The sequence below is a fragment of the Vibrio sp. KMM 9700 genome, from assembly GCF_058545285.1.
On sequence record NZ_CM178589.1, the window covers coordinates 736,863 to 749,759 of the forward strand.

The window sequence follows — 12,897 nt, forward strand, 5'->3', positions numbered from 1 at the left end:
AAGGTGGTCAGGTAGTACAATACAGTGAAGATATAGGCAAGTGCGTCCGCGATAGAAGAAACCTACCAGGCGAAATAAAAAATGCCAGTCACTTCAAATAAGAAGTAATGACTGGCATTTTATTTACTTTATAAAGACTTGATTAGCTATTGAGAGCTCGTCTTATTCCCACTCAATTGTCGCTGGTGGCTTACCTGAAATATCATATACCACACGTGAAATACCATCGATTTCATTAATAATGCGATTTGATACTTTCCCTAGGAAATCATAAGGCAGGTGTGCCCAGTGCGCAGTCATAAAGTCAATTGTTTCAACGGCGCGCAGTGACACCACCCAATCATATTTACGCCCATCACCCATCACGCCAACCGAGCGTACAGGTAGGAAAACCGTAAAGGCTTGAGATACTTTATGATAAAGCTCAGCGTTGTGCAGTTCTTCAATAAAGATAGCATCTGCGCGGCGTAGTAAATCACAGTATTCTTTTTTCACTTCGCCAAGTACGCGCACGCCAAGACCAGGTCCTGGGAATGGGTGACGGTAAAGCATATTGTAAGGCAGACCTAACTCAAGACCAATCTTACGCACTTCATCTTTAAATAGCTCACGTAGTGGCTCAACCAATCCCATTTCCATATCATCTGGCAGGCCGCCAACGTTATGGTGAGATTTGATTACATGCGCTTTACCTGTTTTCGATGCTGCTGATTCAATAACATCTGGGTAAATTGTGCCTTGTGCCAACCATTTAGCGTTTTTAAGTTTTTTCGACTCTTCATCAAAAATATCCACAAACACATGGCCGATGATTTTACGTTTCGCTTCAGGATCCGCTTCACCGCCAAGTGCGTCAAGGAAGCGATCTTCTGCGTCAACATGGATGATGTTTAATCCAAAGTGATCGCCAAACATTTCCATCACTTGCGTCGCTTCGTTCAAACGCAATAAACCGTTATCAACGAATACACAAGTTAGCTTGTCACCAATTGCGCGGTGGATAAGCATTGCAACCACAGAAGAATCTACACCGCCAGAAAGACCAAGAATGACCTCATCATCACCTACTTGCTCTTTGATACGTGCAATCGCATCATCAATAATTGAGCTAGGTGTCCAAAGTTTAGAGCAGCCGCAAATGTTTAACACAAAGTTTTCAAGCATGCGTAAACCTTGGCGTGTGTGCGTCACTTCTGGGTGAAATTGCACGCCATAAAAACGTTTTTCAGGGTTTGACATCGCTGCATAAGGACAAGTATCCGTTTGCGCAACCTTGTTAAAACCTTCTGGAATTTCAACAACTTTGTCGCCGTGACTCATCCAAACATCAAGCAGTGGTTTGCCATCTTCGCTGATTGCGTCTTCGATTTTTTCAAACAAACCACACTCATTGACAAGCGCAACTTGTGCATAACCAAATTCACGCTCATTTGAACCAGCAACTTTACCACCAAGCTGCTCAGACATAGTTTGCATGCCGTAGCAAATACCAAAGACAGGTACGCCGGCTTCAAATACATATTGTGGTGCGCGTGGTGAGTTTTCAGCTGTCACGCTTTCAGGGCCACCCGAAAGGATAATACCGTTTGGATTAAATTCACGAATATCTTCTTCAGAGACATCCCAGCTCCAAAGCTCACAGTAAACACCGATTTCACGAATGCGGCGGGCAATTAACTGAGTATATTGAGAGCCAAAGTCTAAAATTAAGATGCGTTCAGCATGAATATTGGTTGTCATTCGTTTTCTCTATTAATTAAGTAATATGCTTAAAAAAATTTAAATTATCACGCAGGTATTGAGTTAAAAAGCAAAGAGAAGGTGCGGAGTTGACAAACGTCAAGAGCACCTTCGATGCAGTCATTGGGCTCAAACCCGATGAGAATGAAATTTTACCCTAAACGATAGTTCGGAGCTTCTTTCGTGATTTGCACATCATGCACGTGAGACTCTTGCATACCTGCGCCAGAGATGCGTACAAATTCAGCTTTGGTGCGCATGTCTTCAATTGTTGGGCTACCCGTTAGACCCATGCTTGAACGTAAGCCACCCATTTGTTGATGGATGATTTCTTTCAAGTGGCCTTTATATGCAATGCGCCCTTCGATGCCTTCAGGGACAAGTTTATCTGCCGCATTATCACTTTGGAAATAACGGTCAGATGAACCTTGTGACATTGCGCCAAGTGAGCCCATGCCACGGTAAGATTTGTATGCACGGCCTTGATAAAGTTCAACTTCACCCGGTGCTTCTTCTGTTCCTGCAAACATAGAGCCAACCATCACACATGATGCGCCAGCAACGATAGCTTTACAGATATCACCAGAGAAACGGATGCCGCCATCAGCGATAACAGGAATGCCAAACTCAGCGGCTGCGCCTGCTGCGTCAGAAATTGCAGTAATTTGTGGAACGCCAACACCTGTAACGATACGAGTCGTACAGATTGAACCTGGGCCAATACCAACTTTAACCGCTGAAACGCCAGCATCAATCAGTGCGCGTGCACCAGCTGCTGTTGCCACGTTACCGCCAATAATTTCTAGATCAGGGTATTGCGCGCGAGTCTCTTTGATGCGATCAAGAACGCCTTGAGAGTGACCATGTGAAGAGTCGATAAGCAAAACATCAACGCCAGCTTCAACGAGAGCTTTCACGCGCTCTTCGTTGCCAGCGCCTGCGCCAACTGCTGCGCCAACACGTAGGCGACCTTGTGCATCTTTACATGCATTTGGTTTACGCTCTGCTTTTTGGAAGTCTTTTGCTGTGATCATGCCTGAAAGTTGGAACGCATCATTAACCACAAGAACTTTTTCAACGCGGTGCTCTTGCATGCATTGTTGAACTTCTTGTTGGGTTGCGCCTTCTTTGACTGCTGCGAGCTTGTCTTTTGGCGTCATTACATCTGACACTTTTTTGGTTAGATCCGTAACAAAACGAATATCACGACCTGTGATAATACCAACCAATTCTTTGTTTTCAGTCACAACTGGGAAGCCAGCAAAACCGTGCTCTGCTGTCAGTGCTTTGACATCAGCAATCGTTTGCTCAGGTTGAACTGTAATAGGATGACTCACCACACCAGCTTCATAGATTTTCACAAGGTGAACTTGCTGTGCTTGCTGTTCAATCGACATATTTTTATGAATGAAGCCGATACCACCTTCTTGCGCCAAAGCGATAGCTAAACGCGCCTCTGTGACTGTATCCATAGCCGCAGAAATCATAGGAATATTTAAAGTGATATTTTTGGTTAGTTGAGTGCGAAGATCAACATTGTTCGGAAGGACGTTCGAGTGGGCAGGAACAAGGAGAACGTCATCAAAGGTTAAAGCTTCTTTAGCGATTCGTAGCATTGCAATATATCTCACATCAGGTTGAGGACAAAATCCGCTTAATGATTTAAGCATCACTTTATCGTTTCGCATAATAAAGTGATTTAGGATTTATATTGCGAACGGATTATACGCCCGACGCAAACGTTTGACTAGCGTTTTTTGAGATTTTTTTAAACCTAAAATTAATCCCTCAGCGCCAGTCCATTCACCTTGATTATTGCCTGTTTTGCTTAAACTTATGTTAAGATTTAATTTCCTTTCTTGAAAACTTAAAGGTCTGTACGTGTATCAAAACCATAGCCAAGCGGCGACAACCAAAAGCAATATATTTACCGTTTCAAGTCTCAATGCTCAAGTGCGCTTATTACTTGAAAATGAAATGGGGATTGTGTGGCTCGTTGGCGAGATCTCAAACTTTTCGGCGCCGGTTTCAGGCCACTGGTATCTGACTTTGAAAGATTCACGTGCGCAAGTGAAATGCGCTATGTTTAAAGGCTCAAACCGCCGCGTCACATTTGCGCCTAAAAATGGCCAGCAAGTGTTAGTCAAAGCGCGTTTATCTTTATATGAGCCGCGTGGGGATTACCAACTTATTATTGAATCCATGCAGCCCGAAGGCGATGGTAAACTCCAGCAAGAATTTGAAGCCTTAAAAATGAAGCTGGCAGCAGAAGGCTTATTTGCTCAATCACAAAAGCGTCCCCTGCCACTGCACCCAAAAACGATTGGCGTGATCACCTCTAAAACTGGCGCCGCCTTGCATGATATTTTAAATGTTTTAAAACGTCGAGACCCAGGTTTGCGCGTGATTATCTACCCAACCCAAGTCCAAGGTGAAGCGGCAGCCTTTAGTATTGCCCAAGCCATTGGACGCGCCAATATGCGTAATGAAGTCGATGTATTAATTGTCGGACGTGGTGGCGGCTCACTAGAAGACTTGTGGTGCTTTAACCATGAAGTGGTTGCGCGCACTATTGCCTCAAGCCAAATCCCAATTATTAGCGCTGTCGGCCATGAAGTGGATGTGACCATTAGTGATTTTGTGGCAGATATGCGTGCGCCAACCCCATCGGCGGCGGCAGAGTTAGTCAGCCAAGATCAAAGTCATAAAAAAGTTGCCCTGCAAAGCCAGTTAACGGCATTAACGAAAGCAATGAGCTTAGTTTTCTCTCGTTTAGATACGAAACTCACGCACTTAAAACACAGAATCGATCGCCAGCACCCTGAGCATAACCTTAACCGTCAGGCGCAAAAGCTAGATGATTTTAATGCACGCTTAAAATGGGCGATGGAGAAAAAGCTAAATGCCAATCAGCATAAGCTTGAGCGTTTAAACCAAAGCTTGGCGTATCAAAATCCTGCGCAAAAACTTAAACAACATCAATATAAACTCGATGAGCTAAAAACTCGTTTAGAGCAAGGCGTGAAGCATCAGATGCTATTAAAAGATCACCAGTTTGCGCGTATGGCAGATAAACTTGATGCAGTCAGCCCACTCTCAACCTTAAAACGTGGCTATAGTATGAGTTATACCCAAGACAAGACGCTAGTTCAAAGCGTGAAAGATGTGAATATTGGCGAGCTCATCCAGACCCAAGTCGCCGATGGTGTGATTGAAGCGCGCGTTGTCGATATTTCAAAAACCAAGCAAATTTAATCCAATAAAAAACTCCAACGAACTTAACGTCTAACATTTAGAGTTAAATCCAGTTGGAGTTTTATTTTGAGGCCCGGTTATTTTGAGAATTAGTTATATTCGGCGCCTTGTAGCTTTATAGCCAAATCATAGCACCAAGTATATTAAAGTGAATTACTCAGCTTCAACCTCTTGCACCTTTTCTAAGGCCGGCTTTTTCTTAAACTTCTCTCGCAAGCTTTGCATTGCAACAAAGAACACTGGCGTTAACAGCGTGCCGATAAAGGTTGAGAGGATCATCCCACCAAATACCGTAAAGCCTAATGAGTGACGTGATGCCGCGCCTGCGCCTGTTGCAATAATCAGCGGGAAAACACCCCAAATAAAGGCAAAGGCGGTCATCTGTACAGCGCGAAAACGTATACGCGCCGCTTCCATCGCAGCATCAATAATCGACAAGCCCTTCTCTTCACGCAGCACCTTGGCAAATTCAACGATAAGTATCGCCACTTTCGCCGACATGCCAATCAAGATCACCACCCCAATTTGCACGTACAAGTCAAACGACAAGCCCATTGCAAAGAGACTTAAAAGACCACCTAGAATCGCTACCGGCACGGCCATCATTACTGCAGTTGGAATCGTCCAACTTTCATACTGCGCAACCAAGAACAAGTAAGTGAAGAGCAGTGACAATGCAAAGGCAATCGACGCAGCATTCCCCGCTTGGATCTCTTGATAGGTCATTCCTGACCACTCATAAGAGTAACCATCAGGCAATTCAGCAGCGGCAAGTTTTTCAATCGCTTTCACCACTTCACCAGAGCTATAACCTGCAGCTGGCTGGCCGTTAATCGTCGCAGCGCCATACATGTTGTAGTTCATCAGTGAGTCTGGACCAAAAATAGGTTCAATCGTCACCAGCGTACTTAATGGGATCATCTCACCTTTGTCGCTACGAACATAAAGGTTTGAAATATCATCTTCATTATCACGATATTGCTGCTCAGCTTGCACTTTTACTTGATAAGACTTACCAAATAAGTTGAAGTCTGAAATATACGCACCACCAAGTTGCGCTTGCAGGGTCTGGAAGATTTGGGTTAATGGTACGCCTAAAGAAATCGCTTTCTCACGGTCAATATCGATATAACGTTGCGGCACATTGGCGCGGAAAATCGAAAAAGATCCTGCAACTTCAGGCAACTGATTAATTTTTTGCACGAAGTCTTGCGTCGTAGCAGCAAGCTCAGACGGGCTACGGCCTAAGTTATCTTCAAGCACAAAGTTAAACCCATCCACCGAACCCATGCCGCGAATCGCAGGTGCTGCAAACACAAGCGCTGTCGCATCTGGAATCGAGTTAAGCTTTTGCTGCACCTTCTTCATGATTGCCGCTTGAGTTAAGCTCGGATCTTTACGTTCATCCCAGTGTTTTAGCTTCACAATCAACATCCCTGCATTTGGAATCGCAGACATATTAATCAAAGAAAAACCACTGACTGAAACTACGTTTTCAACCCCATCCATTGCTTTAAGATCATCCGTGTACTCTTCAAGCAAAGGCATAGTTTTTTGCAGCGCAGAAGCATCAGGCAAACGCATCTCAACCATCAATGCCCCTTTATCTTCATTGGGTACAAACGAGGTTGGAATGTGAGTAAAGGTCCAAGCTAGCACAGCAAGAAGGCCAACATAAGATAGGCCGGTCACAAGCAAGCGGCGACTTAAAAAGCCAACCAGTTTGGTATATTTACTCGTTAGCGCTGTGAACCAGCGGTTAAAGGCACGCAGCGGCGCAATCGGCTCACCGTGTGCTTTACGCAGCATCATTGAGCAAAGCGCTGGTGACAAGGTTAATGCGTTAACAGCCGAAATCAGTACCGAAACACAAATAGTCACCGCAAACTGGTTAAACATGCGTCCTGAGATCCCAGGAAGTAATGCTACTGGGACAAATACCGCAAGCAAAATCAACGTCGTTGCCAAGACTGGGCCTGTCACCTCTTTCATCGCTTGAATGGTTGCCGGCACAGGATCCATATCATGTTCATGAATAATACGCTCAACGTTTTCCACCACAATAATCGCATCATCAACCACAATACCAATGGCTAAGATCATCCCAAAGAGTGAGACGGTGTTAATCGTCATTCCCATCATGTTCATGATCGCAAAAGTTGCGATGATAGAGACAGGAATGGCTATGGTTGGAATGAAAGTTGCGCGCCAGTTTTGCAAAAAGATATACACAACAAAGCACACCAGAAGCCCTGCGATAAACAGCGTTTCAAATACTTCGTGAATAGATACTTCGACATATTCAGTCGAGTCATAGGCAATCGAGTATTCAAGATCATCAGGGAAAGACTTGCTGTACTCTTTCATTGCAGCTTGCACATTTTGCATCACATCTAAAGAGTTCGCCGTTGGCAATTGGTACAAGGCCATAACCGCTGCCGGCTGATTATTCATCTTACCGTCGGCTTCATAACCTTGCGCGCCAAGCTCAACCCGTGCAATATCTTTTAAGCGCACCAAAGATCCATTGGGATTGGCGCGAACAATGATATCTTCAAACTCTTTTGGACTTTCAAGACGCCCTTTCGCTTGCAAGACATATTGGTGCTGCTGCGCACTTGGCGCTGGCATACTTCCGACTTTACCTGCGGCAACTTGGATGTTTTGTGACTGAATCGCCGCAATCGCATCACTTGTGGTGATCTTCATCGTCGCCATCTTGTTTGGATCAAACCAAACACGCATCGAGTAGGTTTTCGCACCTAAGATAGTGATATCACTCATGCCATCCAAACGCTTTAAGCGATCGGTCAAGTTAAGCTCAGCATAGTTAGATAAAAATACGCTGTCATAGCTTTGATTTGGCGAGGTTAAGGTCACGACACCTAAAATATCGGATGACTTTTTACGTACGGTCACGCCAAGCTGCTTCACCTCTTGTGGCAAGGTAGATGAAACTTGTGACACGAGGTTATTGACGCGCACTTGCGCCATATCACCGTCTGCGCCTATTTTAAAATAAACACGCAAGCTATAAGAGCCGTCATTACCTATATTGGAAGACATATAAATCATATCTTCAACACCGTTAATTTTTGACTCTATCGGCTGGGCAACTGTTTTTTTAACAATGTCTGCGCTCGCACCAGGGTAACTCGTGCTAACGATGATAACCGTTGGTGAAATATCAGGATACTCTGCAACCGGCAAAACTTTTAGCGCAATTAAACCAAGTAAAGTCAGCGCGAGTGAAATCACTAAGGCGAACTTAGGACGGTAAATAAAAAACTTACTTAACATTCTTATTCACCTTTAGTTGTTGGCGCAGGCTTGGCAGCAGCTGTTTTATCAGCTTGCGTAGGTTTAGTTTGCACCTTCACCCCAGCACGAATTTTTTGTAATCCTTTTACTACGATTGTTTCCCCAGCGTCCACGCCAGACATAATAGATTGATCAGCGCCATAGGTTTGGCCGAGTTCAACATACTTAGGTTTTACGACCTGATCTTTATCAACAACCATGACATAGCTGCCCGCTTGATCTTGCGAGATAGCAGATTGAGGCACCAAAATACCATTGATCATATCTTGGTTAAGTTTGATATCTATCTTGCCGTATTCACCAGGAACTAGCGCATAATCTTGGTTATCAAACGATGCTTGGACATGGATAGAGCCAGTCGTTGGGTCGATTTGGTTGTCGACTGCGTAAATCTCACCTTTTACTGGGTGAACTTTACCATTTGATAAGGTAAGCGAAATATCAACATTGATATCATCTGTTTTATTCTTTGCTTTCACCGCATCAATCACATCACGAATTTGACGATATAGTTTCTCATCGACATCAAAGTTAAAACGCATTGGGTCAATTTGTGACAAAGACACTAAACGGTTTTTCACCACAGTGGTAATGCGATCGCCAACTTTGTATTGCGAGAAACCAACACGGCCAGCAAATGGCGCGCGGATCTTAGTGTAATCTAGGTTTAATGCAGCTTCAGTGACGTTTGCTTCTTCAACTGAAACACTCGCTTTAGCGGTTTCAAACTCAGCAATGGTGGCATCAAATTGAGATTCACTAATGCTGTTATTGCGGATAAGCTTACGCGCACGAGTTGCGTTACGCGATGCCATGTTTAGATTCGCTTTGGCTTTTGCCAGCGCCGCTTTTGCAGATTTTAGCTTGGCTTCATATGGACGTGCATCAATCTCATATAAAAGCTGATCTTTTTGTACAAACTCACCATCTTTAAAATGAATCGCAGTTAACTCACCACCCACATGCGGAATAATCTCAATATGGTTGGCTGCAATGGTGCGCCCAATAAATTGAACATAAGGAGTAATAGGCGCTGTGACGAGAGTGGCAGTTTCAACTAGAGGAAGTTGAGCTTGTGGCGCTGCGGCTTCTTTAGGCTGACAAGCAGTCAAAACTATAGAAACGGATACAGCTAACAGAGTAGTTGTAAATTTAGGTTTCATATTTTATCCAAAACAAACACATTAAAAGAAATAATGCACTGATATATTTGATAAAAAAATGCCGTTTAAAATGTAACTAAATATATCAAAGCAATTTGGCGTAAGCGTACAGTATTTTTTTTAGTAAAAACTGTTCTAAATCAATCTTTGGTCGCGATTGACAAAAATCTCATACTTATCCCAAGACGAAAGCTGTTTATCTAAAACTAGATTGAGCTATCCCTTGTCTTTGCACTGGCGTGCCTATGTGTCCGGCTTAGAGGATGTGACTTATTTGGAAGGTGTCGATTTTATAGCTATGCTTTCCCTAAAATCTAATAAAAAAGGAGTACAAATAAGCGGACGCTATTTTGCGATAAAACCCTAAAAAAAGCAAAGCTTTTGACCAAATAGAGACCAAAAGCTTTCAAATCAAAATTAACAGATTATTTAGAGAAGTTAATTGACAAGCAACTCAGTCGCTTTATCTAAAGTCAAAGGGCGTCCTAAATAGAAACCTTGTCCAAATTGACAACCATACTCTTGTAAGTAGCCAATTTGTACCGCTTCTTCAATACCTTCAACGACGACGTCAATTTGCATACTCGATGCCATTGCAGCAATCGCTTTGACTATATTATTACTTTCGGCATTTTGCGGAACGTCAATAATAAATGAGCGATCTATCTTTAACTTATGAATTGGCAAACCTTTTAGGTATGACAGAGATGAATAACCAGTACCAAAGTCATCCAATGCAATTTCAATATCAAGCGCTCGCACACGACCCAGCATTTCAATAACTTTTTCCGTATCATCGAGTAAGACGCCTTCGGTAATTTCAATCGCAAGTGATGTCGCAGGCAGCTTCGTCTCTTCTAAAATATCGACCAGATGCTCAACAAAGTTCTCATCTTGAAATTGAAGCGCTGAGACGTTGACCGCAATGCGTCCAAACTCATAGCCAGCATCGAGCCAAGCTCGACCTTGCGCACAAGCTGTTCTTAATACCCAAGAGCCAATCATACGCATTAAGCCAGTTTGCTCTGCCACAGGGATAAAATCTGCTGGGGAGACAAAACCTAGCTCAGCGTTGGTCCAACGTAATAAAGCTTCAAAACCTGACAACTTATTACTATCAAGATCAAATTGTGGCTGATATGCCAAAGATAACTCATTATTTTCAATCGCAAGACGCAGCGCAGTATGGATCTGCAAGCGACTTTGTGCTCGTGTCGTAAGCTCCGCTTTATAAAAGGCAAACTTACCAAAACCATGAGATTTAGCTTCATAAAGCGCAGTATTTGCATTGCGAATCAAGGTGACAGCGTCATGGCCATCTTGATTGTAAATTGAAATTCCTAAGCAGACAGATAAATGCACAGGATTAATCACATCAGTGACCGTAAATGGGACTTCAAAGGCACCCATGATACGATCGATCACTTTCACAATATCTTGCTCGCTTTGGATATCTCCAACAATCAAACAGAACTCATCTCCTGAGACATGAGAAATAAAATCATGATGACGCATATATTCTTTGAGGCGTTTTGCCACACGCTGTAGGACAGTATCAGAATAATGGTAGCCAAGACTGTCATTTAGTTGCTTAAACTGATCAATATCTAAGGTCAGCACAGCAAATGACACCTCTTCTGATTTCATTTCATATTGATGAATATAATCATTGAGTGTCTTTAATAAGTAAGTACGATTTGGCAGTTGAGTCAGCTTGTCATAAAAGGCTAAACGATAGAGTTTATCTTCATGCGCTTTACGCTCGCTCACATCAGAGAACACCGCAAAGTAATGTGTGACTTGATGATTTGCGTCGTAAACGGCATTAATTGATGCTTGTTGTGGATACAAAGCACCATCTTTACGGCGGTTAGCAAACTCCCCCTGCCATTGGCCGTCTTTACTTAACGTGGCCCACAATTCTTTATAGAAATCATTATCATGATAACCCGAGCGTAAGATACTTGGCTTTTGACCAATAACTTCTTCTTTTGCATAACCTGTAATATCAGAAAATGCCTGATTAACGGCGATAATGTTTGAATGACTATCTGTAATGATCATGCCCTCATGGGACTTATCAAAGATACTCGAAATCAAAGCAAGTTTATTTTTGGCTTCAGCTTCATTGGTGACATTATAACTAATACCACACAGACCCGTTAATTGCTTATCTTCATCATAAAGTGGATGTTTTGTAGTTTGAAACTGTTCATGCGCAGCATTAAAACCATGGACAACACCTGCCGCATCATCATTCGCCACATATGACTTTTGTTGGCTTAAGACAATCTCATCTGTTGTGTGGTGAGCGCGTCCAATCTTTTCACCAAAGATCTCAATGTCCGTTTTGCCAATGACTTCAGATTTAGTTTTGTGCCACTTATCCAGAGCAAGTTGATTACAAAAAGTATAACGCCCGTTTAAGTCCTTTACCCAAATCAAACAAGGGGAACAATCAGCCACCTGCTTAGAGATATATTTTTTATAGATAAGCTCATCAGTATTCATCACTAATGGCTCAAGATCATGACGCATGCTTTGGCGAATCAAAGGCAATGTAAAACGCAGACCTTGATCTTGAGCTTTACCTTCAACGACTAAGGCAAAATTGAACTGATCGATGCAAAAGGTTTGAAAAAAGTAAGTCGCACCATCAATTAAACGTTCAGAGTTATTGTCTTGCATAGCAATATGCGGGATAAGATGCTCTGCTGTAAAGTGAGCTGTCGTGAATAAGATTTTCCACTCACCATTAGCATCCTGAGAAAAGACAAAAGAATGAGATTGATAGGTTTGCGCCATATCATTAAATAATACTTGCCATTTCTCTTTGATTGTTTGAGATAAATTAATCATATTCACTATTATAGAAATTAAGAACTATTGAGTTAAAGATTGAAGTTGATAGATTGCCGTTGACTTTGACTTAAGCTCATTACATTGATGGCAAAAGTAACTCACACTACCACAAGCTTGTAAACGTTCAAGAGGATGGTTACAAGTATGACACAAAGCTAGCATTTGATGTTCATGTCCACATTTGTTACAGGTTAAATCGAGACGTCCTGTGGTGTTATTAATGCTTAAAGGTTGTGAGCAAGCGATACAATTTGAAGGGTTCATAAGACTCATGTAAAAAACATAAAACAATATACATACAATTATAACCAGTATTGTTAAAACTGAATACCTATCTTTGAAGTTAATTTTTATCGAGAAAAAAGATCCCTACCGGATCATCGGCTTTATCCAGTTTGATCAGCGATCTGAGTGATTAAGAAGATTTATATCACCACCACCCGAAAGCATAAGTTACATCTACTGCATATCAAATTAAAACAGGATAATAAACTACATCTTAATTAATGGAAGCAATTTTTCGATATTTAATAAAAGGATCATCTATCCGTTGTAT

General features: G+C 42.5%; 7 protein-coding genes. 1 reads left to right on the forward strand and 6 read right to left on the reverse strand.

Going from position 1 to position 12,897, the window contains the following annotated elements:
• Positions 1-162: 162 nt before the first annotated feature.
• Together guaA and guaB are read right to left on the reverse strand one after the other, a co-directional pair.
• A complete protein-coding gene (gene guaA, locus AC2VOY_RS03340) occupies positions 163-1,740 on the reverse strand; it encodes a glutamine-hydrolyzing GMP synthase (RefSeq protein WP_491832226.1) in 1,578 nt (525 codons plus the stop codon).
• A 152-nt stretch (positions 1,741-1,892) separates the two neighbouring features.
• Positions 1,893-3,356 (reverse strand): IMP dehydrogenase, encoded by a 1,464-nt coding sequence (gene guaB, locus AC2VOY_RS03345; RefSeq protein WP_491832227.1) that lies wholly within the window; start codon positions 3,354-3,356, stop codon positions 1,893-1,895.
• Between the two features lie 361 nt (positions 3,357-3,717).
• On the opposite strand from guaB, the gene xseA reads away from it, so the two are divergent.
• Positions 3,718-4,995, forward strand: a complete 1,278-nt coding sequence (gene xseA / locus AC2VOY_RS03350) for an exodeoxyribonuclease VII large subunit (protein ID WP_491832994.1) — start codon at positions 3,718-3,720, stop codon at positions 4,993-4,995.
• A 153-nt stretch (positions 4,996-5,148) separates the two neighbouring features.
• On the opposite strand, the gene AC2VOY_RS03355 is transcribed toward xseA, so the two are convergent.
• The 4 genes from AC2VOY_RS03355 to AC2VOY_RS03370 form a co-directional block, all read right to left on the reverse strand.
• Positions 5,149-8,295, reverse strand: a complete 3,147-nt coding sequence (locus AC2VOY_RS03355) for an efflux RND transporter permease subunit (protein ID WP_491832228.1) — start codon at positions 8,293-8,295, stop codon at positions 5,149-5,151.
• Between the two features lie 2 nt (positions 8,296-8,297).
• Complete coding sequence (locus tag AC2VOY_RS03360; protein ID WP_491832229.1) at positions 8,298-9,479, reverse strand: efflux RND transporter periplasmic adaptor subunit; 1,182 nt, start codon at positions 9,477-9,479, stop codon at positions 8,298-8,300.
• A gap of 438 nt (positions 9,480-9,917) precedes the next feature.
• Positions 9,918-12,338 (reverse strand): sensor domain-containing protein, encoded by a 2,421-nt coding sequence (locus tag AC2VOY_RS03365; RefSeq protein WP_491832230.1) that lies wholly within the window; start codon positions 12,336-12,338, stop codon positions 9,918-9,920.
• A 24-nt stretch (positions 12,339-12,362) separates the two neighbouring features.
• Positions 12,363-12,614 (reverse strand): zinc ribbon domain-containing protein, encoded by a 252-nt coding sequence (locus AC2VOY_RS03370; protein WP_491832231.1) that lies wholly within the window; start codon positions 12,612-12,614, stop codon positions 12,363-12,365.
• Positions 12,615-12,897 lie beyond the last annotated feature (283 nt).